The following is a 16122-nucleotide window of genomic DNA, read 5'->3' as shown; positions in this document are numbered from 1 at the left end:
TTGTCTGGATATACGTTTTTGCATGGATAAGGAAGCGGACCTTCTGGATTGGAACCACCTGCACGCCTTTCTGGTGACGGTGGAAAAGGGATCATTGTCGGCGGCGGCGCGGGCGTTGGGGCTGACACAGCCAACGCTGAGCCGTCAGGTCAGCGCGCTTGAAACGGCGTTGTCGCTGATGCTGTTTGAACGCAACGGCAAGCGATTGACCCTGACAGATGCCGGGCGGGAACTGGTTAACAGCGTCAAGGATATGGGGCGCGCGGCGGAACGGCTGTCGCTGACCGCCAGCGGCCAGCGGTCGGGGCTGCGCGGCCTGGTAAGGATCACCGCGAGCGATGTGACATCTGCTTATCTGCTGCCGGAGGTGATCCGCAAACTGCGGATACAGGCGCCGCAGATCTCGGTCGAGATCGTGGCGACCGACAGCATTCAGGATCTGATGGTGCGCGATGCGGATATCGCGGTGCGCCATGTGCGGCCCGAACAGCCCAATCTGGTGGCGCGGCTCCTGCGTGAGAAACCTGGGCATTTCTATGCCACCCAGTCCTATCTGGAGGCACGCGGCCGCCCCGCCAAGATCAGCGATCTGGCGCAGCATGACTGGGTCGCGATGGGGGATGTGGACCGGATGCGGGGATATATTGAGGGCATGGGGGTGCCCCTGCCCGCAGAGGTGTTTCGGCTGAGTTCCGAGAATTCGCTGGTGGCGTGGGAGATGGTCAAGGCGGGGATGGGCATCGGGCCGATGGATGACGAGATCGCCGGGCTGGCCCCCGGACTGGAGCAAGTGCTGCCGGATGTATTGCAGGTCACCTTCCCGGTCTGGCTGGTCACACATCGGGAGATACACACCAGCCCGCGCATCAGGCTGGTGTATGATCTGCTGGCCGAGGGGCTGGCTTAGCCGCGCAGGGTGCCGCCGGTGGCTTTGGTCACCTTCTCCACCACTCTGGCGGCAACGGCTTCGATGTCCTTGTCCTTTAGCGTGGCCTCGGTCGGTTGCAGGCGCACGGTGAGGGCCAGTGATTTCTTGCCTTCCCCAAGGCTGCCGCCGATGAATTCGTCGAACACGCGGACGTCGGTGATCAGCGCCTTGTCGGCACCTTGCGCTGCGTTCACCAAGGTGAGCGCGTCGACCTCTGCGTCGACCACAAAGGCAAAATCACGCTCCACCGCTTGCAGATCGCTGAGCGTGAGGGCGGGGCGGGTGGCACCGGTTTTTCGCGATTGCGGGATCTCATCGGGCCAAAGGGTGAAGGCCATGGCGGGGCCTTTGACATCGAGTGCTGAAAGGATCTTGGGGTGCACTTCTCCGAAGATGCCGAGGGTTTTCTTGGGACCGAGGCAGATTCTGCCATGCCGTCCCGGATGCCACCATTCGCGCGCGCCGCGCAGGATTTGCACTTTGGCGGGGGACCCCATGGCTGCAAGTACCGCTTCAGCGTCGGCTTTGACGTCATAGACATCCGCCGCACGGGAAGCACCGTGCACGTCCTTGGGACCCGTACGACCCACCATGAGGGCGGTGACCAGATTGTGCTGTTCACCGGGCTCCCCGCCGTGGAAGGCCGGGCCGACCTCGAACAACATTACGTCGTTGATGCCACGGGCCTGATTGCGGGCGGCGGCCTGCAACAGTCCGGGCAAAAGCGCGGGGCGCATGTGGCTCATGTCGCTGCTGATCGGGTTTTCGAGTTGTGTCGCATCGTCACCACCACCGAACAAGGCGGCAGCAGCTTGGTCGATGAAGCTGTAGGTCACACATTCGTGGTATCCCAGCGCGGCACAGGCGCGGCGGGCGGCGGTTTCACGGCGTTGTGCGGGCGATAGCACCGCGCGCGGCACGCCATCGGTCAGGCGCGGCAGGGGGCGCCCCTCCAGCTTGGTCAGGGATGCGATGCGCGCGACTTCTTCGACAAGGTCGGCTTCGCCCTGCACGTCCGGGCGCCAGCTGGGCACGTGGGCCAAATCGCCGTCGAGTGTGAAGCCAAGCGCCGTCAGCGTCTCCCGCTGGGTGTCCGCCGGGATGGTCATGCCAACCAGCGATTGCACCCGGTCGGTGTCCAGCCGGTAGGCGCGCGATGTGTCAGGAATGGCGCCAGCCACGACCACATCGGACGCCTCGCCGCCCGCGTGATCCAGGATCATACGCGTAGCGTGTTCGATCCCGTGGGGTGTCCATTCAGGGTCAATACCACGTTCGAACCGATACCGCGCATCCGAATTGATCTTCAATGCGCGGCCCGTATAGGCCGTGCGGATGGGGTCGAAATAGGCAGCCTCAATGAAGACATTCGTTGTCTCTTCGGTACAGCCAGAGGGCAGACCACCCATCACGCCGCCGATGCTTTCCACGCCGTTTGCGTCCGAAATCAACGTCATCCCCTCGCTGAAGACGTACTCCTTTTCGTCCAGCCCCATCAGCGTCTCGCCCCCTTCAGCACGATGAATGCGCAGGGTGTTTCCGGCGATCTTGTCCGCGTCAAAGACGTGCAGCGGGCGGTTGCGGTCGTAGGTGAAGAAGTTCGTCACATCCACAAGGAAGGATATCGGGCGCAGGCCGATGGCGCGCAGCGCGTCTTGCAACCACGCGGGCGATGGGCCGTTTGTGACGCCCTTGATCACGCGTCCATAGAAGACCGGGCATTGATCCAGCGTGTCCGCGTCGATGGTGACGGAGACGGGACAGGGAAAGGTACCGGCGATCGGATCGGTGTCGCGATCAATCATCTTGCCCAGACCGCGCGCCGCCAGATCGCGGGCAATGCCCCGCACGCCCAGTGCATCGGGTCGGTTGGGAGTGATGGCGATTTCGATCACCGGGTCGACCTTGGCGGGGTCATTCTCCGCCAGCCAGTCGATGAACCTGTCGCCCACCTTTCCGGAAGGCAGTTCGATGATGCCGTCGTGTTCTTCGGACAGTTCCAATTCCCGCTCAGAGGCCATCATGCCGAAGCTTTCCACACCGCGGATCTTGCCGACGCCAATCGTCGTGTCGATGCCGGGGACATAGTCGCCGGGTTTGGCCACAACCACGGTGATGCCCTGACGCGCGTTGGGCGCGCCACAGATGATCTGCTGAGTGCCTTCATCCGTTTCCACCTGACAGACGCGCAGGCGGTCTGCGTCGGGATGTTTTTCGGCTGATTTCACGTGGCCCAGCGTAAAGCCCGCCAACCTGCTGGCACGGTCTTCGACGCCTTCCACCTCAAGACCCAGATCGGTCAGTGTCTCGGTGATTTCGTCAAGCGTGGCGGTGGTCTCAAGATGGGATTTGAGCCAGGACAGGGTGAATTTCATTGCGGTTTCCTCAAGCGGCGTGTCGAGGATACGCGGTAGCCTGTTAGGCGTCTGGTTTCAACCGCTTCAGGGGTATTGCGGGGTGCGGCCCATCAGTTGATCCAGCTGCCAGCCGATCCAGCCATGCGGGATGAAATGGCCGCCGGGATGGGTATCGAGGATGACGGCAGTACCATCGGCGCATTCAGTCCAGCTGGTTCGGGAGAATGTCAGGAAGTCGCGCGCGTTCCATTCAGTGGTTTCGGTGCTGTCGGCGCAGCGAAACAAGGCCCGCCAGAGGGCCACCGCATTGCCGGTGTCGCGATCCGCACCAAACGGGAAGTCAAGGACATTATCGGCAAGCCCGTGCACGTGGCGCACTTCACCGGGTTGCTGGGGGCAGTTCTCAGTCTGGCGCAGGGTGCCGGAGATGGCCAGGAGGGCCGCGATGTTATCCCCGTTCTCGCAGGCATACCGCCATGCCATTGCCGAACCATAGGAATAGCCGGAGATGTAAATGCGACTACGGTCAATGGGATAGCGGGTGGCCGCGTCTTCGATCACCGCGGCAGCAAAGTCCACGTCGACGCTGCGGCCTTGCCAGAAGTCCCACGTCTTGTTGATGCCGTTGGGGGCGATCAGCAGGACACCCCTGCGGCGGGTGTGACCTGAAATGCGCTGGTGTTGAACAGGCAGCGCGCCAGTGCGCTGCCAGCCATGAAAGTGAAGGAGGACGGGGAGCGGGGTCGTACCGTCCCAGTTGTCCGGGAGCTTGACGTGGTAGGAGCGGTTGCCGAGTCGGCAGGCGGTTTGACCTTCGCAGTTTTGAGCGAAGGAGAGGGTTGGGAGGAGAAGGACGGCGAAAAGGAGGATGTATTTCATGGGAAAGTGATGGATTGGTTGGGAGGGAATGTCACGATGCGAAGTCGCCAATCAGACCTGCATTGTTGTCGCGTGATTTGGACGCACTTTGCCGCCAAAGCTAACACGCGCCGTACCATCGACTGCCCGCGGGGTGGCGGTGCAACGTCTGACCTATGGCAGTTTATTTCTCAACCTTGGGGCTTTCTATCGACGGGGCGCCCAGCCTCACCAAATCGCCAGCCCGGTGGGGCGGGCAGGCGATGGCACGGCGGCTGCAAGCAGCCTTGATTCCGTGCAGGGGCGCAAAAACAGGGCAGATCAGTTAAGCCTGTGGCGTATCCGTGAGGTGATCCTCTGCCAGCTCGAATTGTTGTGCAGCCCGTAAGCACATCTTCCTTTCGCGCAAATAGCTGGACGGCAAAGGCTCACCGCGCACCCGCGCCAGATGCTCTCGCAAAACCGTACACATGATCAACGAACGGTCTGCACTTTGTCCATTTCGCCGCATCAGCGGAGGCTTTTGGACAAAGCTAGCGACAACCGCCAAATTTCTGATGTACGCTGTCTCCAACTGCGTTTCGGTCAGATCGGTAGTTCCCTGAGCATAAAAGGCCCGTTGGCGCCAATCCCGAGTGATGCCGATGCAAGTGTATGCAGTAAAAAGACCAACGTAAGTGAACAACAGACTAGAGAGTAGAACGTCGGTTAGGTTTGCCCCGTGATCGTGCAGTTCCATTTATCGCCTATCTACTCAACCCACCATGCAAGTTCGGCTGATCAAGCGAAGCAAACCCATAGTGCCGCAACCACCTGAGATCACTGTCGAAAAACGCGCGCAGATCGGGGACGCCGTATTTCAGCATCGCAATCCGGTCGATGCCCATGCCGAAGGCAAAGCCCTGCCATTCCGCCGGATCAATGCCGCCAGCCTGCAACACGCGTGGATGCACCATGCCGGACCCCAGAACCTCCATCCAGCCGTCACCTTCACCGATGCGCAGCTGTCCGTCGACCCATGAACACTGGATATCGACCTCTGCCGACGGCTCGGTGAACGGAAAGTGCGAGGCGCGGAAGCGCGTCTTGATGCCGTCGATCTCGAAAAACGCGGCAAAGAACTCCTCCAGCACCCATTTGAGGTTCGCCATGGAGATGTCTTTGTCGATCGCCAACCCTTCGACCTGATGGAACATCGGCGTGTGGGTCTGGTCGTAATCCGCGCGGTAGACGCCACCGGGGCAGATGATGCGCAGGGGGGCGCCTTCTTTCTCCATCGTGCGGATCTGCACGGGCGAGGTGTGGGTGCGCAGCACGTGCGGCGGACGGTTGTCGCCTTCCGCGCGGTGCATATAGAAGGTGTCCATCTCGGCGCGTGCGGGGTGGTGGCCGGGGATGTTCAGGGCATCAAAGTTGTACCAATCGGTGTCGATGCGCGGCCCTTCGGCAACGGAGAACCCCATTTCGGCAAAGATCGCTGTCAGTTCTTCGGTCACCTGGCTGACCGGATGCAGGGTGCCTTGCGGGCGGCGGCGCCCTGGCAGTGTGACGTCCAGCCATTCGGTGCGCAGGCGTTCATCAAGGGCTGCGTCGGCCAGTCCGGCCTTCTTGGCGGAAAGCGCGGAATTTATCTCGTCCTTGAGCGCGTTCAGCGCGGGGCCCGCAACCTGCCGTTCCTCCGGGGTCATCTTGCCCAACTCGCGCATTTTCAGCGCGACCTCGCCCTTCTTGCCGACGGCGGTCAGGCGTATCTCTTCCAATGCGGCTTCATCCGCGGCATCGGCAATCTGGCTGAGGTATTTCTGCTTGAGATCGTCCATGGATCACCCGTCACGTTGGTTTGGCAGACCTGCTACCACACCGCGACCAGAAGGCAAGATGCGGCGAGGCCGGGCGGTTTCTTCAAGGCCTGAAATTCGAGGGGAAAGCACGCAGATCGGTGGCTTATTTTTGTCGTTTCTTGGAAGCGAATCACATTGATCAGATTGTATCGGACCAATCGTGAAACGGGATTTCGGCGGGCTTCACGATGTTGATCTTTTAGAAAACATCGCAGGAGGGGCAGGACGCTGACATTTTTGCATCACGATATACGCAGCGGACGTGGACAATGGGCGCCGATTGATCACCATTTGGAAACAATAATGGCTGTTGCCCCGGTTTTGAGCTGCGAGCCTCAAATTGAGAAGAATTTGCGGCACAAATGTGTTTTTTGGCATGGGCGAGCGCGTTGCTATCTGTTAATACTTAGGGCAACGTAACTAAAATTCGGTTTTGGGGGTTATTCAAAGTGTTTGGTAAATTTGTGAATGTGAAGGCTGGCGCAGCTGCGTTGGCCATAGCAGTTTCTGGCTTCGCCTACACCAGCGATGCGTCAGCAGGAACAGTTCGGCTTGAGAACGAGGGCAGCACGCCCTTCGGATCGCCCGAGTGGGCACGTCAGGTCGTGTACAGCGTAGATGGTGAAGAACAGACCAGCACAGCGGGCCTGTTCCGCCTCAAGGATAGTGACAGCGGTCAGGGCATTCTTGCCTGGTGTGTCGAACTCCTCCAGGAACTTGATTTGCCAGATACCTACGCTGTCAATGCACGCACGCCGACAGCAGCGGTCGCGGCGAACCTGAACAAGCTGTTCACAACGTCGTATGACATGGTGATCAACAGCCCAGGCAACGACAACAAGAAGCGCAATCAGGCGGCTGGTTTCCAGTTGGTGATCTGGGAGATCATCACAGACACCAATAGCTCGGAAGGTCTGGACCTGACGAATGGCGACTTCATCGTACTGGATGGCGAAAATCAAACCCGCGGTGGCATCGTTGCCAATGCTGAGACATTCCTTCGCCGGATGGAATACACGGCTGACCGGAACTACATGTATAAGTCGGACAAAGAATACACTTACTCCTTCTTCAACAACGATGAGAGCCAGGATCTTATCTCCGCAGAAGAAGCGGTTGCAGCAGTCCCAGTGCCCGCTGCGGGTCTTCTTCTGCTGTCCGGTCTTGCAGGGTTCGGCGCCATGCGTCGGCGTCGCAAGGCTTGATAACGGCCTGATGTCGCGCGTCTCGCGCGGGAGAAGCTGAATATATTGAAGGGGGAAAGCTTTGCTTTCCCCCTTTTGCATTGCCACCATATTATGCAGGTGGTGAGGGTATGTTTTTGTGTCGGCCTAAAGAGACACAATATGCCCCACCCCACTCACTCAAGATAGACAGCAAGGGTACGCTCCACCGGAACCAGGTGTGGAGATGGTTCAGGTATGTACGCAGGTCCACACGGACAGATAGCGAAAGCGTCCGATGCCCTTAATCACGCATATCCCGTTAAAGTGTGGTCATGACCCGTTGTCATTGTCGGTCTGAGAGGCTGCGCCCCCCGGAGCAAAGAAAAAGGCCGCGCCAGATATCTCCGACGCGACCCGAACTTTATTGATGTATCGCTGGCTTAAGCGGCCAGCGCATCCTGCGCCTGCTTGACGATGGCGCCAAATGCTTCGGGCTCATGCACGGCCAAATCGGCCAGTACCTTGCGGTCCACTTCGATACCGGCCAGTGACAGCCCGTTGATGAAGCGGCTGTATGTCAGCGCCTCGTCATGGCTGCGAACGGCGGCGTTGATCCGCTGGATCCACAGTGCGCGGAAGTTCCGCTTGCGATTCTTGCGATCACGGGTCGCGTACTGGTTGGCCTTGTCGACGGCCTGCGTGGCAACCTTGAAGACGTTCTTGCGGCGGCCATAATAACCTTTAGCGGCCTTGACGATCTTCTTGTGACGGGCGTGGGTGACTGTTCCACCTTTGACTCGGGACATTTCAGCTCTCCTTCAAATCAGCGGTCATAGGGCATGAAGCCCTTGATGATCTTTGCATCGGGCTCTGACAGAGTTGTCGTGCCGCGTGCGTTACGGATGAATTTCTTGCTCCGCTTGATCATGCCGTGCTGTTTGCCAGCCTGACTGCTGATGACCTTGCCGGTCGCCGAGACCTTGAAGCGCTTCTTCGCGCTCGACTTCGTCTTCATCTTGGGCATTTCCGTCTCCTGTCTTCTACGGTTTGCGCACGACTCGGCATGCCACTTGGGCCGGACGTGCGGAATGAAGCTGGCGTATAGGACGGCGCGGCGCAGCGCGCAAGGGGATTCCGACGCTAGGGCATGTACCTGGCGACCACTCTGACGAAAACATCCGGGATGTCCTGCAGCGCATATCCGTTTGGCGTTTGTTGTAGTGCGTATAACACCAGACCACCACCGATCAGGATCGTGATCGCAGATGCACGTGGCGCGCGACTGTCAGCAAGTGCAGACAGGATGGACGGCACCGAAAACGCGGCAATCACCAGACCAAGTACAAGGGCCAGATCAGGTTCCATGCCGATCTCCTTCTTTTTGACGTAAAGGAACCTACTCCGGATCGGCTGGATAAATCAAACGTTCGTCGCAAGGGGCCACACGCAAAATATTGGTGGTGCCAGGCACATTGAAAGGCACACCAGCGGTGACCACGATCAGATCCTCCGGTCCGGCAAACCCTTCGGACCGGGCGGCGCGCGCAGCGTTGAGCACCGCCATCTTGAACCGCGATAGGGCATCGGTCACGACACAGGTGGTCCCCCAGCTAAGTGCAAGCCTGCCGGCGGTTTCCTTGCTGGAGGTCATGGCGATGATCGGCACCCGTGGGCGTTCACGCGCGGTCAGCAGGGCGGTCGCCCCGCTTTGAGTATAACAGGCAATCGCCTTAATATCAGTGGTCTCCGCAATTTCACGTGCGGCCGCGACGATGCCGTCAGCGACGGTGTTGCGGTCTGCCTTGCGGGAGGCTTCGATGATCTGGGTGTAGGTCGGGTCCTGCTCCACCTCGGTGGCAACACGGTCCATGGTCTTGACCGCCTCGACCGGGTAGCTGCCCGCGGCTGACTCCGCGCTCAGCATCACCGCATCAGCGCCTTCATAGATGGCTGTTGCCACGTCTGATACCTCAGCGCGGGTGGGCATCGGGCTTTCGATCATGCTTTCCAACATCTGCGTGGCGACGATCACCGGCTTTGCTGCCGTCCGGCATTTGCGTACCAGACGCTTCTGGATTGGCGGGACATTCTGGACGGGGAGTTCGACCCCCAGATCACCCCGCGCGACCATTATGCCGTCGCTGACCGCCAGAATGTCGTCAAAGCGCTCCACCGCCGAAGGTTTCTCGATCTTGGACAGGATCGCGGCGCGACCCGCCGCCAATGCGCGCGCTTCTTCAACATCCTCTGGCCGCTGCACAAAGCTGAGCGCAAGCCAGTCCACACCGAGTTCACAAGCAAACTCCAGATCGGCCCGGTCCTTGTCTGACAGGGCGGCAAGGGGCAAAACGACATCGGGCACGTTTACCCCCTTACGGTTGGAAATGGTGCCGCCAATGATCACTTCACAGTTCGCATGATCGGCACTGCAATCGATGACCTTCAGCCTTATCTTGCCGTCGTTCACCAACAGTGATGCGCCGGGTTGCAGGGCTGCAAAGATCTCCGGATGGGGCAGGCAAACACGGGTCGCATCCCCCTCTGCCCGGTCGAGGTCAAGACGGAAAGGCGCGCCTTCCTGCAGATCTTCTTCGCCATTGGCAAACACGCCGACCCGCAGCTTGGGCCCTTGAAGGTCCGCCAGAATGCCTATGGTGCCGCCGAGATTCTGCTCGACCTCGCGGATGATGCGATGCTTTTCGCGAATTTCATCATGCGTGCCATGGCTCATGTTCAGGCGGAATACGTCTGCCCCTGTCTGGTGCAGGGTTGCTATCATGTCGTAGCTGTCCGAAGCCGGACCAAGGGTTGCGACGATTTTTACATTCCGCGAGCGTCTCATTCCAAAATCCTTATTGCGTCGTCCTGGCCTCACGGCCTTCTTCTGCGTCGTTGTATGTTAGCGTTAACGTATAGTCTCCACCACCTGCAACAGCCTTCAATCGCATCTGACAGTTTCACAAATGTGACCGCACGGCCACCGCTGATCGGAAACGGTGCCTTGACAGCGCGGCGCAGACGCCCAACTCCTTGTTCAAAGGAGATATCCATGGCTGACCAACCCCCGACCCAGACCGAGATCGAGCTGCAGGCGGCCGCCTATCGCCGTTTGCAAAAGCACCTGATGGAAGACCGGACGGATGTGCAGAACATCGACCTGATGAACCTCGCAGGATTTTGCCGGAATTGTCTGAGCCGTTGGTACCAGGAGGCCGCGAACGCACAGGGGATCGAAATGGGCAAAGAAGAAGCCCGGGAGATTTTCTATGGCATGAGCATGGCGGAGTGGAAGGCGCAATTCCAGACCGATGCGACAGACGCCCAGCAGGACGCCTTCAAGACCGCGTTTGAAGAGAATGTCGGGAACAAGGAATAGCTTCCGAATTGGGGCAATTCTGTTCGCAGATCTAGAACAATGCCCGCGCGCAATGTGCGACTGATATCGGGTGACACACAAAAATATTGAAAATTTGACAGAAAATTGGCCGGCCCCTTAGCCCTTGTATCTCCAATCATGTCAGGGGGATCGCAATGCTTGCCGTTTTCGCCATTCCGGTGCTCCTGGGCATCGGGCTGCTTGCACTTTTGATCGACGACGATGATGGGGACATGGAAGACCGCGTCACCGTCGCGCTTGATGAAGACGAAGAAACCTTCGGGGGCAGCACTGCTCCGGGGCGTGTCTTCGGGAAAGCATCGGCCAGCGAAATGCTTGAGGCCGTTGGCGACGATATCCTTGTCGGAAAGGGTGGCGGCCACGCCCTGGACGGCGGGCGAGGCAATGACCTTGTCGTCGGCAGTTCCGGCAATGATAACGTGTTTTTGAGCGATGGCGATGACGTCTACTTTTCTGATGCGGCGGACCGATATGACGCGGGCGATGATTTTGTCCGAGGCGGGTCCGGTTCTGATCTGATTGCCGATGTGCGCGGGTCGAACGAGCTTTTCGGGGATCTGAATGATGAGGTGCTGCTTGCCGCAGATGGGCTTGGCGACGAAGGCTTTTCCGAGCCAGATGAATTCGGCGCGACGGACACGCTTTTTGGCGGGATCGGAAACGATGCGCTGGCGGGCGACGATGGGGACGAAACCACCTTCGAGGTCAACACCGCGGACAGCGCGGTAAAGGCCAGCTACGACGGGCGTGCCGTGGCCCTCCTGCGTGGTCTGGATGGATCCGCACTTTCCAGCCTGTCGGCGGTGATCACGTCATCTGAATAGACGAACAAGCGTTCGAGGGCCCCTGCGCAGGGCCATCAACAGCCGTTCACACGGCCGCTTTACGCATTTCGTCAAGGTAAATCTCGCGCAGCCGCCAGGATACCTTGCCGGGTGTGCCGTCGCCCAATGCGACGCCGTCAATTTCGACCACTGGCATCACGAAAGCGCTGGCGGAGGTTGTAAATGCCTCGTCCGCCTCTTTTGCTTCATCAATGGTGAAGTTGCGTTCTTCCACCACCATCTGCGATTCCTTGGCAAGACGCAGCACCGCAGCCCGTGTGATCCCGTGCAGGATGTCATTGCTCAACGCACGGGTGATGATCCTGTTGCCCTTGACGATATAGGCATTGTTCGATGTGCCTTCGGTGACAAAACCATCCTCGACCATCCATGCGTCGTCGCACCCGGCTTTCTTGGCCATCATCTTACCCATGGAAGGATAGAGCAGCTGTACCGTCTTGATGTCGCGTCTGCCCCACCGGATATCCTCGATCGAGATGATCTTGGCCCCCTTCCGCGCCGCAGGGCTATCGGCCATACCGGGTTTGTTCTGAGTGAACATCACGATTGACGGTTCTGTCGTTTCCGGGTCCGGAAAGGCAAAGTCCCGGTCGCCGTCGGATCCACGGGTGATCTGCAAGTAGACCAGCCCTTCGTCGATCTCGTTGGCGCGCACCAACTCACGGTGCACTTCCAGCAAGTCGTTCTTGCTGATCGGGTTTTTCATCTCCAGTTCATTGAGCGATCGGGACAGGCGCACCGCATGGCCGTCAAAGTCGATCAGCTTGCCATCCAGGACGGAGGTCACCTCGTAAACGCCATCTGCCATCAGAAACCCGCGGTCAAAGATCGAGATGGTCGCTTCATTCTCCGGCAGGTAGTCGCCATTCACATAGACAGTTCGCATTTCTTATCCCCATAAACCGGCGACAGGCGGATGCACCCCTGCCACATCAAATATCAAAGCGTTGTCCCGGTCTTCGCCCAAAAGCAAGGGCCCGTCCAGATCAACAATCTTCGCGCCCTGCGCCACTATCGTTGCCGGTGCCATGGCGAGCGATGATCCCACCATGCAGCCCACCATAACATCGTATCCTTCTGCAAGTGCTGCATCACGCAGTCGAAGCGCCTCCGTCAATCCACCGGTTTTATCCAGCTTGATATTGACCACATCGTACTTGCCTTTGAGCTTGGGCAAACTGCCGCACGCATGCGCGCTCTCGTCGGCACAAACCGGCACGGGCCGCTGCATCCCGATCAGCGCGTCGTCCTCGCCCGCAGGCAGTGGTTGTTCGACCAGCGCGACGCCCAGCCGCAGCAGATGGGGCGCAAGGTCCGCATAGACCCCTGCCGACCAGCCTTCATTGGCGTCCACGATGATGGTTGAGGTCGGCGCACCCGCGCGCACGGCTTCCAGACGCGGCATGTCATCGGGCGTGCCAAGCTTGATCTTCAACAAAGGACGAAAGGCGTTCTTCGCCGCCTGTTCGCGCATTTTGGCAGGTTCATCCAGTGACAGCGTATAGGCCGTGATCTGAGGCGTCGGCGCAGGCAGCCCCAACAGCTCCCACACCCGCTTGCCCGCACGCTTGGCTTCCAAATCCCACAACGCACAATCCACCGCGTTCCGCGCGGCCCCCGCAGGCAACAGATCATAAAGGCTGTCGTGGGTAATCTCCCCCTCCAGCCCTTCAATTTGCGCGGTGACTGACTCCAGCGTCTCATCATACCGCGCATACGGCAGACATTCACCCCAGCCCGTGACACCCTCCTCGCACAGCCGCACCGTCAGCACCTTGGCTTCCGTGCGCGACCCCCGCGAAATGGTAAACACCTGCGCCAGCTTGAACACATCCGACGTCACTTCGATCCGCATCGCCTGCCCCTCTATTTGGCCTTAAATCCCGTCCGCACGCTCGCCCCGCGCAGGGGTCAGAGAGCCGCGATGGCCTCGGCCAACCGCTCTGCGCCCTGGCGGAAGGGATCAACGGCAGGCAATCCCATCTCTGCTTCCACTTCCGCCAGATAGGCCTCCGCTTCGTCCTGCGACAGATGCTGCGTGTTGACAGAAACGCCAATCACTTTGCAATGCGGGTTTGCCACTTTGGCCAGCGCCAACGCCATGTCACTGACCGCCTGCATCGACGGTGGCGTGTATTCCGGAAGTCCGCGCATGTGGGTGCGCGTGGGTTCATGACAGATGATCAGCGCATCCGGCTGGCCGCCATGGATCAACGCCAGCGTCACGCCGGAATAGGAGACGTGGAACAGGCTGCCCTGCCCTTCGATGATGTCCCAGTGATCATCGTCGTTGTCCGGCGTGAGGTATTCCACCGCGCCAGCCATGAAATCCGCAATCACCGCATCCAGCGGCACACCGGAACCCGTGATCAGAATGCCGGTCTGACCGGTGGCACGGAAGGTGCTGTTCATGCCCCGCTTACGCATCGATTCATCCAGCGCCAAAGCCGTGTACATCTTGCCGACCGAGCAATCCGTGCCCACGGCCAACACCCGCTTGCCACGACGCTTGACCCCGTTTGCGATGGGATATTCGACGTTGGGCACACGCACATCGTGCAGGGTGCCACCGTTGACCTGGCTTGCGGCAACCAGATCCCCTTCGTTTGCAAGAAGGTTATGAAGACCTGACGCCAGATCAAAACCCATCCCCAGCGCCTCGATCAGCACGTCTTTCCAGGCCTGGCTGATCACACCACCACGATTGGCCACACCGATCACCAGCGTCTTGGCACCCGCAGCCTTGGCTTCCGCCAACGTCATGTCCTTGAGGCCCACATCCGTCTTGCAGCCATCCATGCGATACTGACCAACGGCATTCTCGGGGCGCCAATCCTTGATCCCCTGCGCGACCTTGGCAGCCAGTTGGTCGGGCGCATCGCCGAGGAAAAGCAGATAGGGGGTCTCGATCATGGCAGAATCTCCGGCGCGTTTGTTTGCGACAGTTTGCGCGATCCTCCATGCAATCACTTTGCATTTCCGGTGCATTTCGGGCCAATGCAGTGGTTTTTTATCGCGATTATGTCAATCGACGCAATGATCTTGCACGCACTTCAGCAGGATATGCTGCAGATGCGAAATCACGCTTGCGCAGCAATGCGCAATTTAATACCAGCTTGCACCAGAGAATTCGCAAGAAAATTTCGCCAGAGCGGCGTGCAACCAAGGAACATGCTGATGTCTTTCCGCCTCCAGCCCACACCCCCTGCCCGGCCCAACCGTTGCCAGCTTTTCGGCCCCGGTTCACGCCCCGCTATCTTTGAGAAAATGGCTGGCTCCGCTGCGGATGTGATCAACCTCGATCTTGAAGACAGCGTCGCCCCTTCGGACAAGGACAGCGCCCGGCAAAATGTCATCAAGGCCATCGGCGATGTCGATTGGGGTACCAAGACCCTGTCGGTGCGGATCAACGGCCTCGACAGCCCGTATTGGTACCGCGACGTGGTGGATTTGCTTGAGCAGGCGTCCGAAAGGCTGGACCAGATCATGATTCCGAAAGTCGGCTGCGCGGCGGACATCTACGCAGTGGATGCACTCGTCTCCTCAATCGAGGCCGCCAAGGGCCGCACCAAGAAGATCGCCTTTGAAGTGATCATCGAAAGTGCGGCTGGTATCGCGCACGTCGAAGAAATCGCCGCTGCTTCCCCCCGGCTCGAGGCAATGAGCCTCGGTGCTGCGGATTTTGCCGCTTCCATGGGCATGCAGACCACCGGGATCGGCGGCACGCAAGAGAACTACTACATGCTGCACGAGGGGCAGAAACACTGGTCTGATCCCTGGCACTGGGCCCAGACCGCCATCGTGGCCGCCTGCCGCACCCACGGCGTTCTGCCGGTGGACGGTCCCTTCGGAGACTTCTCCGATGACGAAGGATGCCGCGCGCAGGCGCGCCGATCCGCCACGCTTGGCATGGTTGGCAAATGGGCCATCCATCCCAAGCAGGTTGCCATTTCCAACGAAGTATTCACGCCTTCCGAGGCAGCGGTCACCGAAGCGCGCGAAATCCTCGCCGCGATGGAAGAAGCCAAAGCCAAGGGCGAAGGTGCAACTGTCTACAAGGGGCGTCTGGTCGATATCGCCAGCATCAAGCAGGCCGAAGTGATCGTCCGCCAATCAGAGATGATCAACGGCTGAACCTGCTTCCAAATGGTTAAAAACCCTCGGAGAGCTATTCGGATGATGTGCTGCGCCTGAATACCAGTTACTGCCCCCCTATTCGGTGGCTGCTTGATCGGGCGTTAATAGTCGCGCAAGGCAATTTCCCCCTGTTCGCACAATTGTCTGCAATCGGTGGCATCCTTTCCGGTATCTTCGCGCAGCAGCACGAAATCCCCGCCCGGTCCGTCAAACCGATAGTCATCGCACAAACCATCGTTGGCCCACTCGGAGGTGTCGTCGCCAAAGTCGATCACACTACAGTCTGTCGCCGGGAGGGCCTCCGAGAATTCCCAGATGCTCAACGCGCCGCTGACGTACCCGGATTTGCAGTCACTGGCGTCATGGCCGACATCATCACGATCCAGTCCGGGTGCCATGGTACTGCCACGGAACCGGCGGTCGTCACATTCACCATCCAGCGCCCATTCGCTCGCGTCATCGCCAAAGTTGATCTCCTGTGCGGGCAGACAGACAGGCAGCGCGCACAGCACCACTGCGAGGCTCCATCTTGAAATCATGGCTCTTCCCTCTGTTCCGAGACAGCCCCCACAGTCAGGCTACAAGTATTCCCG

The 16122-nt window shown here is 59.4% G+C and carries 16 protein-coding genes; 5 read left to right on the top strand and 11 right to left on the bottom strand.

The window, feature by feature from the left end:
- Window positions 1–22 precede the first annotated feature (22 nt).
- Window positions 23–907: a LysR family transcriptional regulator gene (locus tag AB4X18_RS10120; protein WP_370399970.1), complete on the top strand. Its 885-nt coding sequence runs from the start codon at window positions 23–25 to the stop codon at window positions 905–907.
- On the opposite strand, the gene pheT is transcribed toward AB4X18_RS10120, so the two are convergent.
- The 3 genes from pheT to pheS form a co-directional block, all read right to left on the bottom strand.
- Window positions 904–3303: a phenylalanine--tRNA ligase subunit beta gene (gene pheT / locus AB4X18_RS10115; RefSeq protein WP_370399969.1), complete on the bottom strand. Its 2400-nt coding sequence runs from the start codon at window positions 3301–3303 to the stop codon at window positions 904–906. The two genes, AB4X18_RS10120 and pheT, sit on opposite strands and share 4 nt — an antisense overlap.
- A gap of 66 nt (window positions 3304–3369) precedes the next feature.
- Entirely contained in the window at window positions 3370–4164 is a 795-nt protein-coding gene (locus AB4X18_RS10110; protein WP_370399968.1) for an alpha/beta hydrolase family esterase, read from the bottom strand.
- A gap of 725 nt (window positions 4165–4889) precedes the next feature.
- Window positions 4890–5963, bottom strand: a complete 1074-nt coding sequence (gene pheS / locus AB4X18_RS10105; RefSeq protein ID WP_370399967.1) for a phenylalanine--tRNA ligase subunit alpha — start codon at window positions 5961–5963, stop codon at window positions 4890–4892.
- 470 nt (window positions 5964–6433) lie between these two features.
- On the opposite strand from pheS, the gene AB4X18_RS10100 reads away from it, so the two are divergent.
- Window positions 6434–7189, top strand: a complete 756-nt coding sequence (locus AB4X18_RS10100; RefSeq protein ID WP_370399966.1) for a VPLPA-CTERM sorting domain-containing protein — start codon at window positions 6434–6436, stop codon at window positions 7187–7189.
- Between the two features lie 401 nt (window positions 7190–7590).
- On the opposite strand, the gene rplT is transcribed toward AB4X18_RS10100, so the two are convergent.
- From rplT to pyk, 4 genes are all read right to left on the bottom strand, one after another.
- Window positions 7591–7956: a 50S ribosomal protein L20 gene (gene rplT, locus AB4X18_RS10095; protein ID WP_067919765.1), complete on the bottom strand. Its 366-nt coding sequence runs from the start codon at window positions 7954–7956 to the stop codon at window positions 7591–7593.
- A gap of 17 nt (window positions 7957–7973) precedes the next feature.
- The gene (rpmI, locus tag AB4X18_RS10090) at window positions 7974–8174 is read right to left on the bottom strand and encodes a 50S ribosomal protein L35 (protein ID WP_370399965.1); all 201 of its coding nucleotides are present in this window, start codon (window positions 8172–8174) and stop codon (window positions 7974–7976) included.
- Between the two features lie 116 nt (window positions 8175–8290).
- Entirely contained in the window at window positions 8291–8515 is a 225-nt protein-coding gene (locus AB4X18_RS10085) for a hypothetical protein (protein WP_370399964.1), read from the bottom strand.
- A gap of 31 nt (window positions 8516–8546) precedes the next feature.
- Window positions 8547–9992, bottom strand: a complete 1446-nt coding sequence (gene pyk / locus AB4X18_RS10080; RefSeq protein ID WP_370399963.1) for a pyruvate kinase — start codon at window positions 9990–9992, stop codon at window positions 8547–8549.
- Between the two features lie 207 nt (window positions 9993–10199).
- On the opposite strand from pyk, the gene AB4X18_RS10075 reads away from it, so the two are divergent.
- Window positions 10200–10526: a DUF1244 domain-containing protein gene (locus AB4X18_RS10075; RefSeq protein ID WP_370399962.1), complete on the top strand. Its 327-nt coding sequence runs from the start codon at window positions 10200–10202 to the stop codon at window positions 10524–10526.
- Between the two features lie 155 nt (window positions 10527–10681).
- On the top strand, window positions 10682–11371 hold the full coding sequence (locus AB4X18_RS10070; protein ID WP_370399961.1) for a calcium-binding protein: 690 nt from the start codon (window positions 10682–10684) through the stop codon (window positions 11369–11371).
- 46 nt (window positions 11372–11417) lie between these two features.
- Here the strand turns inward: AB4X18_RS10070 and AB4X18_RS10065 are convergent, their stop codons facing one another.
- The 3 genes from AB4X18_RS10065 to dgcN are packed head-to-tail and all read right to left on the bottom strand — an operon-like array spanning window position 11418 to window position 14305.
- Entirely contained in the window at window positions 11418–12278 is an 861-nt protein-coding gene (locus AB4X18_RS10065) for a D-amino-acid transaminase (protein WP_370399960.1), read from the bottom strand.
- Between the two features lie 3 nt (window positions 12279–12281).
- The gene (dgcA, locus tag AB4X18_RS10060) at window positions 12282–13247 is read right to left on the bottom strand and encodes an N-acetyl-D-Glu racemase DgcA (protein ID WP_370399959.1); all 966 of its coding nucleotides are present in this window, start codon (window positions 13245–13247) and stop codon (window positions 12282–12284) included.
- Window positions 13248–13303: 56 nt separating this feature from the next.
- On the bottom strand, window positions 13304–14305 hold the full coding sequence (gene dgcN, locus AB4X18_RS10055; RefSeq protein ID WP_370399958.1) for an N-acetyltransferase DgcN: 1002 nt from the start codon (window positions 14303–14305) through the stop codon (window positions 13304–13306).
- A gap of 264 nt (window positions 14306–14569) precedes the next feature.
- Here dgcN and AB4X18_RS10050 point away from each other — a divergent pair, with 264 nt between their 5' ends.
- On the top strand, window positions 14570–15526 hold the full coding sequence (locus AB4X18_RS10050; RefSeq protein WP_370399957.1) for an L-malyl-CoA/beta-methylmalyl-CoA lyase: 957 nt from the start codon (window positions 14570–14572) through the stop codon (window positions 15524–15526).
- 104 nt (window positions 15527–15630) lie between these two features.
- On the opposite strand, the gene AB4X18_RS10045 is transcribed toward AB4X18_RS10050, so the two are convergent.
- Window positions 15631–16068 carry a hypothetical protein gene (locus AB4X18_RS10045; RefSeq protein ID WP_370399956.1) on the bottom strand — a complete coding sequence of 146 codons (438 nt, stop codon included), beginning with the start codon at window positions 16066–16068 and terminating at the stop codon, window positions 15631–15633.
- Between the last annotated feature and the right edge of the window lie 54 nt (window positions 16069–16122).

Source organism: Sulfitobacter rhodophyticola (assembly GCF_041281685.2).
Classification (GTDB): domain Bacteria; phylum Pseudomonadota; class Alphaproteobacteria; order Rhodobacterales; family Rhodobacteraceae; genus Sulfitobacter.
This window is presented reverse-complemented; position numbering and strand designations above follow the sequence as displayed.